Here is a 16665-nt window from a genome sequence, read left to right on the forward strand (position 1 = left end):
GGCGTCGGCGGTGGTGGAGCGGGGGACGAGATAGATGAGCGATAGCGCCAGCGGCAGCCCGGTGGAATTGGGGCGCGTCGCCCTGGATAGTGGCCGGTTCGCCGATGCCGTTCCCCTGCTCCGCGAAGCCGTTCTGGATGATCCCGGTGATGCGACCATCCGGGCCGATCTGGGGATCGCCCTGGAAAATCTGGAAGATTATCCCGCCGCCGCCCAGGCCTATGCGGCAGCGGCAGCGCTGGATCCGCAAAACCCGGTCTATCATTTCAATCAGGGTGCCGTCGCTCAGGCCCAGGGAAGGGCACATGAGGCTGCCGGCCATTATGTCGATGCGCTGGAACGCGAACCGCTGTTCGCCGAAGCCTATTTCAATCTGGGCACCCTGTTCTTCGAATCCGGCCATCTGGAAATCGCAGCCGAGCATTATGGCAATGCCCTGAAGGCGCGGCCGGACTATGCCGAAGCCGCCTCCAATCTGGGACTGACGCTGCGGCGGCTGGGCAAGCCGGTGGAAGCGGTGGAACAGTTCCGGCTGGCCCTGGCCCTGAGGCCGGATATGGGGCAGACCCATGCCAATCTGGGCATCGCCCTGATGGAGATCGGGGAGTTTGATGAGGCGATCGCCTGTTACGGGCGGGCCATGTCGTTCGATCCGACCAACCCCAGTATGCATATCAACCTGTCCCTGGCCTGGCGCGGGCGCGGGCGCACCGATCTGGCCGCTGAATCGGCCCTGCGCGCCCTGGTGCTGGCTCCGGAATCCACCCAGTCCCAGGTGGAACTGGGGTCCGTCTGTGCGGCCCTGTTCAACGAAGGCAAGGCCGATGCGCTGGTTGATGTGCTGGACCGGTGGCGCAAGGTGGCCGGCGAAACGGCCATCCTGAAACATACGCGCGCAGCACTGGGGCTGGAGCCGGTACCGGAGCGGGCATCGGATGCCTATCTGTCCCAGACCTTCGACGCCTCGTCCAAGCGGTTCGATGAGATGATCCTGAGCTTGGGCTATCAGGTGCCGGTGCTGATTGCCGAGGCGCTGCAGCGCCATCTGGGCGATCCGGCCGGGACGCTGGAGATTCTGGATGCCGGCTGCGGCACCGGCCTGACCGGCCTGGCCCTGCGGGACTATGCGCAAAATCTCACCGGTGTTGATCTGTCATTGGGAATGCTGCAGCAGGCCTCGCGCCGGGGCATTTACAACCGCCTGGATCAGGCCGAACTGACCGCTTATCTGATCGCCCAGCCCCATCATTTTGACCTGATCGGCTTTGGCGAATTGTTCAATTATTTCGGTGATCTGCAGGCGCCGTTGCAGGCGGCGGCGGGCAGTGTCAAGCCCAGCGGCCTGATCGTGGGCACGGTGGAGGCACAGACCAGCGAGGCACCCTTTGTGCTGGGCCCGGCCGGGCGCTATGCCCATCGCGCCGATCATGTGCAGCAAGCCCTGGCGGCCGTCGGCTTCACCCCGCTGGAAATCACTTCCGGCATCCTGCGCTACGAGGGCGGGCAACCGGTGCCCGGCCTGCTGTTCGTCGCCCGGCGCGGTTAAGCCATGATGCGCCCGGATCGCCGCCAGCTGCTGGCCAGCCTGGCCGCCCTGCCCCTGCTGCTGCCAGGTACCGCCCTGGCGGCCGGCAGTCTGCTGGACCGCATCCGGCAGCAGGGAACTATCCGGGTCGGAACCACGGGGGATTACTTCCCCTATAGTTTCCGGGATGTGAAGAGCGGCGGCTTCAAAGGTTATGAGATCGAGGTGGCCAACCGGCTTGCCGCCGATCTGGGGGTGAAGCTGCAATTGGTGCAGGCAACCTGGCCGACCCTGGTGGCGGGGTTGCTGGCCGGCAAATATGATATCGTGGCGTCCGGCGTGACCATCACGCCGGAGCGGGCCAGGGTGGTGGGGTTCAGCACCCCCTATCTGCGCCCGGCCTTTCTGCCGATCATCCAGAAAAAGGACGCGGAGCGCTTTCGCAGCTGGGACGATATTGACCAGCCGGGCGTGGTGATCGCCGTGCAGCAGGGCACGGCCCCGGAACAGATGGCACGGCGCAGCTTCACCAAGGCCAAGCTGCTGAGCGTGGCTGACCCGGTGATCGATTTCACCGAGGTGCTGGCGGGGCGGGCGCAAGCCGCCTTCACCGACAATCTCTATTTCATGACCAAGATCGGGCGGGAATATCCGCAACTGACCATGGTGCAGGCCGGGGCCCGGCCGGGCAATGAAACGGAAAATGCCCTGATGACGGTGAAGGGCGATATGGTTCTGCTGGACTGGCTGGATGAATGGGTGGAAGCCCGGCTGGCCGATGGCTTCTTCACCGGCCTTTATCACCAATGGTTTGAGCTGGCGACACAGCCGTGAGACGTCCGGCCCCTGCCCTGCCCCTGGCGGTGCTGCTGCTTCTGACAGGGTGCAGTGCGGAGGGCTGGCATATTGTCAATCCAGCCGATCCAGAAGGCTGGGCCAATCTGCGGTTTCTACTGGAAGGAGCATGGCTGACCCTGGCTTTGTCGGCCATGGCCCTGCTGTCGGGCGTTGCCATCGGGTTAGGGACGGCTGCCTTGCGCCTGTCACGCCACCGGCCGATGCGGGCGCTGGCGGAAACCTATGTCGAGCTGATGCGGACCCTGCCGCTGTTCGTGCTGCTGCTCTGGGTATTCTATGCGCTGCCCATCATGGTGCAGGGGCTGGACCGGGAGGGGTGGGGTTTTGCCCTGCTGGGCCGGATCGCCGATCTGACACCTTTCACCGCCGCCGTGATGGCGCTGGCGCTGAATGCGGGCGCCTTCCTGTCGGAGATTTTCCGGGCGGGTATTGAGGGGGTGCCGCGCGGGCAGGTGGAGGCAGCGCAGTCGCTGGGCATGGGCCGCTGGCTGACCCTGCGGCGGATCATCCTACCCCAGGCCCTACGGCGCATGTTGCCGCCCACGGTCAGCCAGTTCATCCATACGGTAAAGGACAGTTCCCTTGCATCCTCCATCGGTCTGGCGGAGCTGACCCGGCGGGCGACGGAGCTGCAGACGCAGACCTATCGCCCGCTGGAACTTTATACGCTGCTGGCCTTGGAATATCTGGTGATCCTGTTGCTGCTTTCCCGGCTGGCGCGCTGGCTGGAGCGGCGCTGGGGGGCGCCGCCTTGAGTTTCCAAGAGCCATGGATCATGGCTCTTGGTCATTATCAGTTCCCTCAGCGCCGGGCGGCGGCATCCGCCGCCTTGGCTTGCGCGCCCACGCGGGCGCGGGCCGGCGGTCGCCGGCCTCCAAGGGGCATGGAACATACCCCTTGGTATCATTTCCCCCCGAACAAACTCCTCTCCACTTCTGCCGCCATGGCAGCATAGCCGGCATCGCTGGGGTGCAGCTTGTCGCCCACATCATAGGCGGGCAGCAACTGCGCCGGGTTGGCGGGATCGCGGGTGGCAGCATCGAAATCCACCACACCGTCAAAACCCTCATTCCGGCGGATCCAGTCATTCACCTCCCGCCGGATGGCATCGCCTTCCGGCGAATAATAGCCGGCACCGGCATAAGGCATGATGGTGCCGATATAGAGCCGCACCCCATGGGCGTGGGCGCGGTCGCGCAGCTGGGACAGGGCCTGGATCAGCTCCCGCGCGGTCACGGCCTCTGCCGGGCGGCGGGTGCCGTTGCCGATATCATTGACGCCGATCAGCAGCACCACGCGGCTGACGCCGGGCTGGCCCAGGGCATCGCGGTCAAAGCGGGCCAGCAGGTTGGCCCCGGCCTGATCGCGCAGCAGCCGATTGCCGGAAATGCCCTGATTCAACACGGCCACGCGGGCCGCCTCATCCTTGCGCGCCGCCAGCAGGGCGGCCAGCTTGGCCGGATAGGTGCCGGCAGGCTTGGCGTGGCTGACATCACCTTCGGTGATGCTGTCACCAATGGCCACCAGCACAGGGGCGGGCTGGGCGGCCAGCACCTCCACCGCGCCGACCAGGGTGGGGGCGCGCTTGGTTTCCCCCTGCAACACAGGCGCAACGGTGAGGTCGCCGGGGCCGGCAATGGTGACCAGGGGTTGATGGCCGGCGACAAAGGTGGGGCCCGGATAATGGATGGAGATCACCAGCCGGTCGCCCGCCGCCACCTTGACGGGCAGCGCGTCGCTGAGCAGGGGCGCACCGGGCGGCAGCACGGCACCCGTCTGGCCACCGAACAACAGCGGCCGGTCACTGCCGGGGCGGATGCTGCCATCGGCATTCGCAAGGGCCAGCCGGGCCGCCCCGATCAGGACCGGCCGCGTGCCCAATTCATTGGACAGCCGCACCCGCACAGCCTCCCCCGACGTCACCAGCGGCACAATCTGGCGGACGGTTTGGTTATCGAAGGAAGGGTTATTACCAGCCGGCAGCGGCGACAGGGCCCAGGCGGGTCGCCAGGCCGGGGCGGCGGTTTCCGCCACTGACGGCTTCATCCCCACCCCACCCGGGTGGGCGGCACATCCCCCCAGCAGCAACAGGCCAGCCAAGGTCGCGGCAATCAATCCTTGCCGGTGCCGTGATGTGGGCATGAAAGCTCCCTCCCCCCTTTATGAAGAGAGCAGAGGGTATATTATCAGACAAATCATGCCAAGCCTTTGTGAAGGATCAGATACCCCTTTCTCCCCCACTGCCGCCAAAGGCATCCATCGCCACCATCATCTGGGCATAGGCCTGTTTTTCAGCCTCCGTCAGCCGGGGATGCCAGATGTCGAAGATCAGCACCACCCGCGTTTCATCGCTGTCATTCCAGGCCTCATGTTCGATTGTATCATCGAACACCCAGGCCTCCCCCACTTTCCATTCGCGGGTTTCGTTGCCAACGCGGAAGCCGCATCCGGGCGGCACCAGCAGGGGCAGATGCACCACCAGCCGGGTATTGGCGACGCCGGTATGCGGTGGTATGCGGGTACGGGGCTTCAGCACTGAGAACATGCCAGCAGGCGAACGGTTGGGAACCGAGGGCTGCGGCATCTGGGCCAGGATTTCCATGGTACGGGGGCAGCGGTCGGCATTGCCGGGAACGGGACGCCCTTTCTCCAGCAGGTGAAAGACACTCCAATCCTTGGAGTTATTCAGCGGACGCCATTGATCCAGCGGCATCCAGTCCGGATAATGGATATAGGGTTCAAAGGCGCTGTCGAGGCTGCGATCCGCCATCACGGCGGCCATTTCCAGCTGAATGTCACGCGTGGCGGATTCCAGCAGGGGCAGCCAGGGAAACTCCTCCCGATCAAAAAACTCAATCGCTGGCAATCCAGGCAGATGATAATGGGTCGGCTGCTGGTGATAGATTTTGCGGCGCCCCATCATCTGATCGATCAGCTGGTTCACACGGCGCAGGTCATTGTTGCCAGCCGTGGTGCCGGCCAGGGCGCCGCGCAAGGTCGCCTCCATTTCCCGCTGATAGGCGTCATGCACCTGCTGGGCGCGGGCCACGGCGCGGCGCGTCGGTTCATCTTTTACGGTTTCCGGGCGGTATTGGGAGAGGGCCACCCCATAGGCCTGACCAGCCTGACGGGCATCACCCAGCTGGTCAAAAATGGACGCGCGCATCAGCAGGGCCAGAAAACAGCGCGGGTCCACCCGCAAGGCCCCCTCCAGGGCGCCCAGGGCGCCGGTGGCATCCCCTAAGACCCGCAAGGTCACCGCATAATTGAGCCAGAGCGAGACATCCTGGCCATCGGTTCTTAAACGATCCTCAAGTAATTCTCGCGCCTCGCCAAAGCGACGCGCCTCCAGCAGGCGCATGGCGATCAGATTAGCATCTTGTGCTTTGGACCCGGTTGCCGGCTGCATATCGGTGGTTTTCCAGGGCTGTGCAAACGCGACGTTACTGCTTTGTAACAGCGTGTCACAGAAACGCAGCCCCTGGAAAGGGGGTTTCGACAAAGCACGAAGATTTCGCTGAAGAGGAGATGGATTCTAATCATGCATGATTATATTTTTCTCTTCATTTCCTTTAGGAAATACGTAAATACCCTTTATTGATTAAGTATTTCGCAGACTCTGCTAAAAGAATGGGCATCTGCCGGGTGGCCGATACGGACCAGACCCGGCCGATCCGGGAATCGCCGGGTCCAGATGCCGGCGGCCGCCAAATCTGCCCATAAATCCCGCCCGGCGGGGGAGCGGACGAGCTGGAACAGGTCGGTGCCGCCCAAAGGCGCTATCCCGGCACCGACCAAAGCCCGTTCCAGGGCCTGGCGTGCGCTGGCGAGGCGGGCACGGCTGGCCGCCTGCCAGTCGATATCCGCCAGGGCCTGACTGGCCACCAGCAAGGCCGGCCCCGCCACCCGCCAGGGGCCCAACCGGTCAGCCATGGCGGCAACCAGATTTTCCGGACCCAGCAGGAAACCCAGGCGCAGACCGGCCAAGCCGTAGAATTTGCCGAAGGAGCGCAGGACCAGCAGGCCAGGCCGGCCAATACGGGGGGCAAGGCTGAGTGCCGGCATGAGGTCGCAGAAGGCTTCATCCACCACCAGCCAGCCACCACGCATCGCCAGCGCATCGGCCAGGGCCACAAGGGTAGCCGGCGGGACGATCCGGCCATCGGGATTGTTGGGGTTGACCAGCAAAACGACATCGGGCAGCGGCCCCTCCGGGCTGGGCAGGCCAGCCACCTGTTCCACCCGATGGCCGGCGCGGGCCCAGGCGGGTGCATGTTCGCCATAGGTGGGGGCCAGCACCTGCACATGGCCCGGCGGGCGCAGGAAGGGCAAGGTCTGGATCAGGATTTGCGAACCGGGGGCCGCCACCAGCAAGGCCGGATCGGCCACACCATAAGCGGTGGCGGCCGCCGCACACAGCGCACGTTCCTGCGCCGGTTCGGGCAGGCGGGCCCAGGCACTGGCCGGAATGGCGGGCAGCGGATAGGGCCAGGGGTTGATGCCGGTAGACAGATCGATCCAGGGCCAGGGCGCCTGGGGGAAAAGGGCGGATGCCGCCGCCAGATCCCCGCCATGGGGCTGCGCGGCCCCCGCTTCCATGCTATTGGCTGACACCATCATGATCGACCTGACCTCACCTTATCTTTTGCTGTCACTGGCTTTGCTGCTGGAAGCGCTGCTGGGTTACCCGGATGGGCTTTATCGCCTGATCCGCCATCCGGTGGTGTGGATCGGTGCCGTGATTTCCCAGCTGGACCGCTGGCTGAACCGGCCGCATTGGCCCACCGTCTGGCGGCGTGCCGGGGGCGTGCTGACAGTGCTGATCCTGCTGGGCAGTGCTTTGGGCATGGGCGGGGCGCTGCAGATATGGCTGCTGGGCCTGCCGGGTGGGGCCTTGATTGTGGGGCTGCTGGCCAGTGCGCTGCTGGCGCAGCGCAGCCTTTACCGCTTTGTCGCCGCCGTGCCGGCAGCGCTGCGGCGCGAGGGGCTGGATGGGGGCCAGGCGGCGGTGGCGCATATTGTCGGGCGTGATCCCAACAGCCTGGATGAGGCGGGCGTCAGCCGTGCCGCCATCGAAAGCCTGGCGGAAAATTTCTCCGACGGGGTGACGGCCCCGGCTTTCTGGCTGGCGGTGGGCGGGCTGCCGGGCATCCTGGCCTATAAAGCGATCAATACGGCCGACAGCATGATCGGCCACCGCACACCCAAGCATGAAGCGTTCGGCTGGGCCGCGGCCCGGCTGGACGATCTGGTGAACCTGCCGGCATCGCGGCTGACGGCCCTGTTGCTGGTGGGGGCGGCGGCGGTAACGCGGGGGGCACGGGCCGGGGCTGCCGCCCGTGCGGTGTGGCGCGACGCCGGCAAGCATCGCAGCCCCAATGCCGGCTGGCCGGAATCCGCCATGGCCGGCGCCCTGGGCCTGCGGCTGGCCGGCCCCCGCCGCTATGCCGGCGTGATGGTGGATGATCATTGGATGGGGGATGGCCGGGCCGAGGCTGGTGCGGCGGATATCGAAGCGGGCTTGCGGCTGTACCGGCGGGCGTTGGCGGGCCTGTGGCTGCTGGCCGGGGTTTGGGCCTGGGCGATGGGGTGAATTCGGAGTTGGGCGAGGGCCTACGCAACAGTACGCAACAGATTTATGTTCGGTGTTGCGTAGGGGGTGCGGGGTGGTTTTGTGGGAGATCAAGGGGTTAGGTGATTGGGGCGGTTGGGCTGGCGGGTTGGTGGGGGTGAAGGCTGCTCCGAATGGAGGGCGTGCCCCTCCGCTTCCCGTCATCTCACCCTGCCTTCCCCGCGAAAGCGGGGAACCAGGGGGGGCCGAACACCACGCTTCGGTGCCCTTGGCCCCTGGACCCCCGCTTTCGCGGGGGAGGCAAGAAAAGGCGGAGCGGTACGCCCATTGGCGAATGAAGGGCAGAGCAGACAGCACCGAAAATGGCAAACCCTTGGTCCCATCCCCCTGCATCGCCCCCTCCCGCTGCCGGTTCAAATTCCGCACCCTAACAGAAAATAGGAAATAATTCCAGATCACCCGGCGCAGCGCAGCAGCCCATCCAGGTCCAGATGGCGTTCGCAGGCGGCGGCCAGTTCGTCCAGGGCAGCTTCCACCGTGGCGTCATAGGCAAGGTCGGAGCCGGCACCGAAGCCGGAGAGGAAATGGCGGCGGAAAGCATCGTGGCCGAACAGGCCATGGATATAGCAGCCGGCGATACGGCCGTCCGGGGCAATGGCCCCTTCCCCCGCTGGGCCGGTGGGGCCATGCAGATACAGCATCGGCCGGTTGCGACCGGGGCCGCTGGTGATGCCGACATGCATTTCATAACCGGTCAAAGGTATTTCCGCATCAATGGCATGACCGGTCACGGCGGTCAGGGTTTTGGCACCGGTCAGCACCGTTTCCACATCCAGCCAGCCCAAGCCTTCCACGCTGGCGGGCGGGCCTTCGATGCCGTCCGGGTCGCTGATGCGTGTCCCCAGCATCTGATAGCCGCCGCAGATGCCCAGCACGCGCCCGCCCCGGCGGATATGGGCGTGCAGGTCAATATCCCAGCCCTGGGCGCGGAAGAAGGCAAGGTCGGCAATGGTGGCCTTGCTGCCGGGCAGGATCACCAGATCGGCATCACCCGGCAGAGGCTTGCCGGGCGGCACCATGGTGATGGTGACACCCGGTTCCAGGCGCAAAGGATCAAAATCATCAAAATTGGCGATGCGGGACAGCATGGGCACGGCGATGCGCAACGCCCCCTGCCCGCCCCGCCAATGATCCAGCGCCACTGCATCTTCCGCCGGCAGGCGGGAGGCTGCCGGCTGAAAGGGCAGCACGCCGAAGCTGGGCCAGCCGGTGCGGCGGGTGATTTCCACCAGCCCCTCATCGAACAGGCGGATGTCACCGCGAAATTTGTTGATCAGATAACCGCGGATCATGGCGCGGTCGTCGGCATTGACGACGCCATGGGTGCCGACGATGCTGGCGATCACCCCACCCCGGTCAATGTCACCGGCCAGGATGACGGGCACGCCGGCCACCCGAGCAAAGCCCATATTGGCAATGTCGCGGGCGCGCAGGTTGATTTCCGCCGGGCTGCCCGCCCCTTCCACCAGCACCAGATCAGCGCCCTGGCCGATGCGGGCGAAACTGTCCAGCACGGCGGCGAGCAACTCCCCCTTCCGGGCCTGATAATCGGCCGCGCGGGAGGTGCCGATCATCCGGCCCTGGACAATGACCTGGGCGCCGATATCGCTTTGCGGTTTCAGCAGCACCGGATTCATATGGACAGACGGCACCACCCGGCAGGCGCGGGCCTGCAGCGCCTGCGCCCGGCCGATCTCCCCCCCATCGGGCGTGACGGCGGCATTGTTGGACATGTTCTGCGGCTTGAACGGCCGCACCAGCAGGCCCCGGTTGCTGTAGGCCCGCGCAAGGGCGGCCACCAGCAGGGATTTACCGACATCAGAGCCGGTGCCTTGGATCATCAGTGCGCGGGGGCGGGTCATGGGCGGGCCGGGGGTTGGGGGTGTTTTCTTAAGTCGGCAATAAACCAAGTGGAGACTGGGTTCCCCCCTTGCCCCCACCTGCCTTCCCCGCGTAAGCGGGGAACCAGGGGCCGCCAAGAACCACGCTCTGGTGCCCTTGGCCCCTGGACCCCCGCTTTCGCGGGGGAGGCATTAACGAGGTGCGCAAGGTTGAGGCCTACGGGTTTATCGCTGCGATGACCGAAAGTTTAAGGACGAACGACGCCCCCTAAAACTCAATCCCCGCCTGGGCCTTGATGCCGGCATTGAACGGGTGTTTGACGTTCTGGAATTCGGTCACCAGATCGGCCGCGTCGATCAGCGGCTGTTTGGCGTTGCGGCCGGTGACCAGCACATGCAGGTCGGGCCGGCGTGACACCAGGGTGGCCACCACCTCGTCAATGTCCAGATAATCATAGCGCAGGGCCAGGTTGATCTCGTCCAGCACCAGAAGGCGGTAACGGGGATCGGCCATGATCTCCCGCGCCTTGTCCCAGGCGCGGCTGGCGGCGGCAATGTCGCGGGCCTTGTCCTGGGTTTCCCAGGTGAAGCCTTCGCCCATCGTGTAATGGTCGATCAGATCATCGAACCGTTCCAGCGCCACCTGTTCACCCGTTGCCCAGGCCCCCTTGATGAACTGGATGAAACCGACCCGGAAGCCATGGCCCGCCGCGCGCAGCATCAGGCCCAGGGCGGCAGTGGATTTGCCCTTGCCGGGGCCGGTATGCACCATCAGCAGCCCCTTTTCATGCTGCCGTTCGGCAACGCGCCGGTCCATCAGGGCCTTGCGCTTTTCCATCTTGCGGCGGTGGCGTTCGGCCTCGGCTTCAGTGATCTCCACATTCATGGCGCTTCCCCTTTCAATGCCAGCGGCAAGCCTGCCGCCATGAACAGAACCCGGTCGGCGATACGGGCAATATCCTGATGCAGACGGCCGGCATGGTCGCGGAATTGCCGCGCCAGTTTATTTTCCGGCACAATGCCCAGCCCCACCTCGTTCCCCACCAGCACGACGGGAGCGGGCAAGGTGGGCAGTAGGGCCAGCAGGCGGGCGCGCTCGGCGGGGATATCCCGCCCGGCCAGCATCAGGTTGGTCAGCCACAGGGTCAGGCAATCCACCAGCACCGGGCCGGCGGCGGCGCTGCTGGCCAGGGCACCGGCCAGATCCATCGGCTCTTCCAGCGTCTGCCAGCCGGGCACACGGTCGGCCTGATGCTGGCGGATGCGCTGACGCATTTCCTCATCAAAGGCCTGGGCGGTGGCGATATAGGTCCAGGGGCCGGGCAGCCCGGTCACCAGCCGTTCGGCCATGGCGCTTTTGCCGGAACGGGCGCCACCCAGCACCAGGGTCAGCCGGGCGGTCATGCCTGTTGCCCCCGCACCGGGCGCTGGCGCCAGGGCAGCACATAGGGCACGCCATCCCGCTCACCGCGCAGCAATTCCACGCCATAGACCCGCTCCATCACCCCATCGGCCAGCAGGGTTGCGGGCGGGCCGGATGCGGCCACCCTTCCCACCTCATCCAGCAGGACCAGATGGGTGCAATAGCGGGCGGCCAAGGCCAGATCATGCAGCACCACCACCACGCCGGTGCCGGCGGCGGCCAGACCGGCCAGCAGTTCCATCACATGCAGCTGGTGGTGCGGGTCCAGCCCGGCGGCCGGCTCATCGGCCAGCAGCAGGGCGGGTTCCCCCGCCAGGGCGCGGGCCAGCATCACCCGCGCCCGTTCCCCGCCGGACAGATGGGTGACGGTGCGGGCGGCCAGATGCGACACCTCGCACTGATCCATGGCGCGGGCGATGGCGGCGCGGTCAGCCGGGCCTTCCCCGCCCCAGGGGCTGGCATGGGGCAGGCGGCCCAGGGTCACCACCCGATCCACGCGCAGCGGCCAATGGCAGGCGGCCCCCTGTTCCAGATAGCCGATGCGCCGGGCCCGCTCAGCCCGGGGCACGGCGGCCAGGGGGGTGCCATCCAGGCTGACCTGACCGGATACCGGCTCCAGCAGCCCGGCCAGCACCGACAGCAGGGTGGATTTGCCGGCCCCGTTGGGGCCAATCAGGCCGACACATTGGCCAGCCGTAACCGCGAAATCCACCCCGGCCAGCACCGGGCGGGAACCGCGTGACAGATGGATCTGGGTGGCTTCCAGCCGGGCCATGCGCCCCCCTGTTGCTTTAGGTGTTTAGAAGCGCACCTGCACGCCGCCATAGGCCGAGCGGCCCGGTGCGCGGTAGTTCAGCACTTCCTGATAATTGGCATCGAACAGGTTCTCCACCCGGCCAAACAGGCTGACATTCTCCCAACCCTGCCAGCGCATGGTGGCATCCACCACGGTGGAGCCATCCAGGATGGCCGTGCTGTCAAAGGCATTGTCATGCTGCTTGCTGGTATAACGCAGGGCGGCACCCAGGGTCAGCTGCTGCGTCGCGTCCCAGTCAATGCTGGCATTGGCGCTGTTGCGCGGGCGGCGCGGCAGGTCATCACCGCTGATGCGGTCGGTGGCGTCCAGGAAAGTATAGTTGGCCGACAGGCGCAGGCTTTCCAGCGGACGGATCTGGGCGCTGAGTTCCACGCCCTGGGTGCGGGCCTTGGCAACATTCACATAAGCCGAGGTGAAGCCGATGAGATTGTCATAGAAATTGCGGAACAGACTGGCCCCCAGCGTCACCTTGCCATCCAGCAGGGGCTGTTCGATGCCGGCATCCAGGCCCTTGGATTCCTCCGGTCGCAGGCTGGCGCTGCCATAAAGGGGGGCGTAGAGCTGGTAGAGTGTCGGTGCCTTGTAGGCGGTGCCGTAAGAGGCGCGCAGGGTGGTGCCGCTCTGCGGTACCTGATAGGCGCCGGTCAGCCGGTAAGTCGCCTTGGAGCCGAAAGCATCGTGATCATCCACCCGGCCGCCGGCGGTGACGGTCAGGTTGTCCGCCAGTTCGGCCTGATACTGGATGAAGGCGGATTTGGTGGTCACATCATTATCGATGCCGGGTTCCAGACCCAAGGCACTGGTATTGTTAACCTTGGCATCCTCCTGCTCCACCGACAGACCGAAGGTGGCGATATCGCGGCCCAGATGCAGGTTGCCCTGGTAATCCAGCGCCTCCCGCCGGCTGTCGAAGGTGGAGGCGGTGTACCAGCCCGTCGGCTCATCAAAATCACGCTGGGTGCTGGCGGCGGAGATGGCCAGATTGTTGGTGAAGCGGCCATCCAGCAGCGACAGATCGGCGGCCGCGCGGCCCTGCCACATCTCCTTTTCCTGGGAGGCGGCGCCATCGGCGGCGAACGGGTCATAATCGCTGTCCAGCCAGGACCAGCCGCCGCTGACATCAAACCGCAGCAGCTCGTTGGCCTGCACCGCCAGCTTGCCGCTGACGGCGCGGGCATCGCTGCCATCCTTCTCCGGCCCGACAAAGGTGCGGGAGAAGCCATCGGTATGCAGGTTGGAGGCGTTCAGGGCATAGGAGGTGCCGTTGCTGGCCCCGCTGATGCCGGCCTGCTGGCGGAAGGTGCCGTAAGAACCGGCCTCTGCCAGGGCGGTGATGCGGGGCGCGCCGCTGCCCTGGCGGGTGATGATATTGATGACGCCGCCCATGGCGTCATTGCCATAAAGCGCGCTCTGCGGGCCTTTCAGCACCTCGATTTTCTCGATATCGCCGGTCAGCAGGCTGTTGAAATCGAATTCATTGCCGGTGCTGGCGGCGTCATTCACCTCCACCCCGTCCACCAACACCTTCACCATGCCGGATTCCGACCCGCGCAGCCGCACGGTGGAGGTGGACCCAAAACCGCCATTGCGGGAGATGGAGACACCGGGCAGCCGCTTCAGCAGGTCCAGCGCCTGCACCTGCTGGCGGCGGTCAATCTCCGCCCGGTCGATGACATCGACGGAAGCGCCGACGCGGGAAGCCTCTGTGGGCAGACGGTTGGCGCTGACGATCAGTTCCGCCACCTCTGTGGTGGGGGCGGACTGGGCCGCTGCCGGCAATGTGCCAAGACCGGCCAGCAGCAGCGGGCCGAAAAGGGAAAGAGAGGGACGCGACATTTCTAGTTTCACTCCGCTTCGCAAAAACCTGGGTCCGGCGGAGCCTGAACCGGCGCGAAGCGGGGAGCGGGAGCCTATGCCCCGAAAAACCGCCCCGGCCGGCCCGAAGGACCGCCGAAGCGCCAACGCGAAACGGAAAACCGTCCCACCGGGGCACCCCGCCCAATGGCCGCGCGACGCATTGCTGATGGCAGGTCTCCTGGCTTGCGGGTCGTCGCTTCCGCCCGGCCTTCCCAGTTTCCCAGTGGCCATGATGGGCATCGCTCACCGCTTACAGTTGCGGGGGCAGCCGCGGCTCCGGACTGTGACCAGCCCTTGCCCGCGTTCCCTTTTCACCCCCTGTTACGGGGGAACCATCGATAGGGCCGTCATACGCCGGTCATGCTTGGCAATCAAGCGGCCGCGCCGCCGCGCATGGCAAGGCGGCGGCAGGCGCATTCTGGTCAAAAAATAAAATCTTCACGTTATGTTGCGGCTGGCGCCCACATGCAAAGACCGTCACAATCGCCTGACATACTGCAATGCGAAATAATTCGACTTCCCGTTTCTCCCGCCCTGTGTACAGGAGACGAAATGGCGATGCTCTCATTGCTCAACTCCTCCCTCAAGGCACGTCTGGTTGTGTCTGGCATCGCTGTGTGCCTGTTGCTGGGGGCCAGCCTGATCGGTGTTACCGGATACCTGACCTATCAGGACACCCGGTACCGGGTGGAAGAGACGGTACGGGAAAACAGCCAGCAATATGGGCAGATCGCGGCCGACATCATCAACCAGGCGCTGCACAATGCCATTCTGATCAATGGCTTCGTGGAAGGCGGCCTGGATCAGGCCGGGGTGTCGCGGGAGATGTTGTCGTCCCAGGCCATCGGGCTGGTGAATGCCAATCCGGGCATTGTCGGGGTTACCATCGCCTTTGAGCCCGACGGGCTGGATGGCAACGATGCCGGCCATCTGGGCACACCGGGCGCCGACGCCAAGGGGCGTTTCGTGCCCTATTTCTTCCGCAAGAGCGGTGGGGGTGTCGGCATTGATGTGCTGGTGATGACGCTGGAGGCCGGGATCAAGGAATGGTACCTGGACCCGCTGGAACAGAACCGCACCCTGCTGACCGCCCCCTATATCTATCCGGTGGAAGGCAAGGATGTGCTGATGGTGACGGCCAGCGTGCCGATCCGGCGCCAGGGCAAGGCGGTGGGCATCACCACCACCGATCTGGCACTGACCGCCCTGCAAAAGCAGTTTGCCGGCTTTCAGCCGATGGGCGTGGGTGATGTGCGGCTGATCGCCCATAATAACCACTGGGTGGTGCACCCCGTCGCCGACAAGCTGAACGCCAAGGTGGAAGCACCGGGCCTGGCCCCCCTGCTGACGGAGGCGGCCAGCAGCGGCCGACCGGCCACGGCCCGCCTGACCCTGGAAGGGGTGGACCGCATCGCCGTGGCTCTGCCCATCCGTTTTGCCGGGGCAACGGAACAATGGAGCGTGCTGGTGACCGTGCCCGCCGCTGTGGTGTCACAGGCGGTGTGGGACAATGTGCTGCCGATGGCGCTGACCGGTCTGGTGCTGGCGGCCCTGGCGGCGGCCAGCTTCACCTGGCTGGGCCATGGCTTGGCCAGCCCGATCCTGCACCTGACCCAATCCATGGGCCGCATGGCCAAGGGCGATCTGGCATCAGAAATCCCCTGCCAGGACCATGGGGACGAAATCGGCCAGATGGCCAAGGCTTTGCGCGGCTTCCGCGACGGCTTGGCGGAAACCGAACGGCTGCGGGAGATTGCCACAGAGCGCGAAGAACAGATGGCCGAGCGCCAGCGCCTGGACCGGCTGGCCCTGGCCGATCAGTTCGAACGCGAAGTGGGCGCCCTGCTGCGGCAGGTGAATGAAGCGGCCGGCCAGCTGGTCGATCAGTCCAACCTGATGTCCAGCGACTGCAACGCCACCCAGCAGAGTGCCGCCCTGGGGGCTGCCGCCGTGATGGAAGCCGCCGCCAACGTGCAGACGGTGGCGGCGGCCGCAGAAGAACTGCGCGCCTCCATCGCCGAGATCGGCAATCAGGTGCAGATGTCGGCCGGCGTGGCCGCGCGGGCCGCCGAAGAGGCCGGGGCCGCCACGGAGACCGTGGATACATTGAATCAGAGCGCCGACCGCATCGGCGCCGTGGTCGGGCTGATTTCCGAAATTGCCAGCCAAACCAATCTGCTGGCGTTGAACGCCACCATTGAGGCGGCCCGCGCGGGAGAGGCCGGCAAGGGTTTTGCCGTGGTGGCGGCAGAGGTGAAGAATCTGGCCACCCAGACCGCCAAGGCGACGGAGGAGATTGCCGAGCTGGTGGCCAATATCCGCAACAGTTCCGGCGAGGCGGTGAAGGCCATCCAGGGCATTGCCGCCACCATCCGGTCGATTAACGAGACCTCCACCGCCATTGCCGGTGCCGTGGAGGAACAGACGGCGGCAACGCAGGAGATTGCGCGCAATGTCACAGAGGCCTCGCGCGGCACCGACGATGCCTCGCGCGCCATTCAGGGCATTGCCGACAGGGTGGTGCAGGTGACGGAAGCCGCCGCCATGGCGCTGAGCAGTGCCACCGATGTGCGCGGCCATGCCACCCAGGCGGATGGGGAAACCCACGGCTTCCTGCGCCGCATCCGGGAAGGGTGATACCAAGCGATGCTGGACCGGGGGCGCACTTGCCGTTAAGCAAGAGGGCCCCTTGTCCATCACCGGTTGGGTCCA

13 protein-coding genes and 1 riboswitch are annotated in these 16665 nt (G+C 65.6%); of the genes, 5 read left to right on the forward strand and 8 right to left on the reverse strand.

The features are described from left to right. Window positions 1–34 precede the first annotated feature (34 nt). The 3 genes from CHB97_RS17740 to CHB97_RS17750 are packed head-to-tail and all read left to right on the forward strand — an operon-like array spanning window position 35 to window position 3138. Window positions 35–1546, forward strand: coding sequence for a tetratricopeptide repeat protein (locus CHB97_RS17740; RefSeq protein ID WP_089289340.1), 1512 nt, complete (start codon window positions 35–37; stop codon window positions 1544–1546). A gap of 3 nt (window positions 1547–1549) precedes the next feature. Further along, complete coding sequence (locus CHB97_RS17745) at window positions 1550–2359, forward strand: transporter substrate-binding domain-containing protein (protein WP_089289341.1); 810 nt, start codon at window positions 1550–1552, stop codon at window positions 2357–2359. Then, a complete protein-coding gene (locus CHB97_RS17750) occupies window positions 2356–3138 on the forward strand; it encodes an amino acid ABC transporter permease (protein WP_089289342.1) in 783 nt (260 codons plus the stop codon). Before CHB97_RS17745 ends, CHB97_RS17750 begins: the two co-directional genes overlap by 4 nt. 148 nt (window positions 3139–3286) lie before the next feature. Here the strand turns inward: CHB97_RS17750 and CHB97_RS17755 are convergent, their stop codons facing one another. The 3 genes from CHB97_RS17755 to cobD form a co-directional block, all read right to left on the reverse strand. Further along, a complete protein-coding gene (locus CHB97_RS17755; RefSeq protein ID WP_089289343.1) occupies window positions 3287–4525 on the reverse strand; it encodes an SGNH/GDSL hydrolase family protein in 1239 nt (412 codons plus the stop codon). A gap of 76 nt (window positions 4526–4601) precedes the next feature. Then, the gene (locus CHB97_RS17760; RefSeq protein ID WP_089289344.1) at window positions 4602–5792 is read right to left on the reverse strand and encodes an aspartyl/asparaginyl beta-hydroxylase domain-containing protein; all 1191 of its coding nucleotides are present in this window, start codon (window positions 5790–5792) and stop codon (window positions 4602–4604) included. A gap of 185 nt (window positions 5793–5977) precedes the next feature. Then, window positions 5978–7003, reverse strand: a complete 1026-nt coding sequence (gene cobD / locus CHB97_RS17765; protein WP_244559595.1) for a threonine-phosphate decarboxylase CobD — start codon at window positions 7001–7003, stop codon at window positions 5978–5980. Between cobD and cbiB the strand changes: the two genes are divergently transcribed. After that, window positions 7002–7976 (forward strand): adenosylcobinamide-phosphate synthase CbiB, encoded by a 975-nt coding sequence (cbiB, locus tag CHB97_RS17770; RefSeq protein ID WP_089289454.1) that lies wholly within the window; start codon window positions 7002–7004, stop codon window positions 7974–7976. The two genes, cobD and cbiB, sit on opposite strands and share 2 nt — an antisense overlap. A gap of 434 nt (window positions 7977–8410) precedes the next feature. Here the strand turns inward: cbiB and CHB97_RS17775 are convergent, their stop codons facing one another. The 5 genes from CHB97_RS17775 to CHB97_RS17795 all read right to left on the reverse strand — a co-directional run bounded on the left by CHB97_RS17775 (window position 8411) and on the right by CHB97_RS17795 (window position 13932). After that, entirely contained in the window at window positions 8411–9877 is a 1467-nt protein-coding gene (locus CHB97_RS17775) for a cobyric acid synthase (protein WP_089289346.1), read from the reverse strand. Window positions 9878–10124: 247 nt separating this feature from the next. After that, window positions 10125–10742 (reverse strand): cob(I)yrinic acid a,c-diamide adenosyltransferase, encoded by a 618-nt coding sequence (gene cobO / locus CHB97_RS17780; RefSeq protein ID WP_089289347.1) that lies wholly within the window; start codon window positions 10740–10742, stop codon window positions 10125–10127. Further along, entirely contained in the window at window positions 10739–11260 is a 522-nt protein-coding gene (gene cobU / locus CHB97_RS17785) for a bifunctional adenosylcobinamide kinase/adenosylcobinamide-phosphate guanylyltransferase (protein ID WP_089289348.1), read from the reverse strand. Before cobU ends, cobO begins: the two co-directional genes overlap by 4 nt. Then, the gene (locus CHB97_RS17790) at window positions 11257–12054 is read right to left on the reverse strand and encodes an ABC transporter ATP-binding protein (RefSeq protein ID WP_089289349.1); all 798 of its coding nucleotides are present in this window, start codon (window positions 12052–12054) and stop codon (window positions 11257–11259) included. The genes cobU and CHB97_RS17790 overlap by 4 nt, the downstream gene beginning before the upstream one ends. A 24-nt stretch (window positions 12055–12078) precedes the next feature. Beyond that, window positions 12079–13932, reverse strand: a complete 1854-nt coding sequence (locus CHB97_RS17795) for a TonB-dependent siderophore receptor (protein ID WP_089289350.1) — start codon at window positions 13930–13932, stop codon at window positions 12079–12081. A gap of 171 nt (window positions 13933–14103) precedes the next feature. Beyond that, window positions 14104–14305, reverse strand: a riboswitch (cobalamin riboswitch). A 200-nt stretch (window positions 14306–14505) separates the two neighbouring features. Between CHB97_RS17795 and CHB97_RS17800 the strand changes: the two genes are divergently transcribed. After that, the gene (locus tag CHB97_RS17800) at window positions 14506–16590 is read left to right on the forward strand and encodes a methyl-accepting chemotaxis protein (RefSeq protein WP_160105989.1); all 2085 of its coding nucleotides are present in this window, start codon (window positions 14506–14508) and stop codon (window positions 16588–16590) included. The last annotated feature ends 75 nt before the right edge of the window (window positions 16591–16665 follow it).

It is taken from the genome of Azospirillum sp. RU38E, assembly GCF_900188385.1.
Taxonomy (GTDB): Bacteria; Pseudomonadota; Alphaproteobacteria; order Azospirillales; family Azospirillaceae; genus Niveispirillum.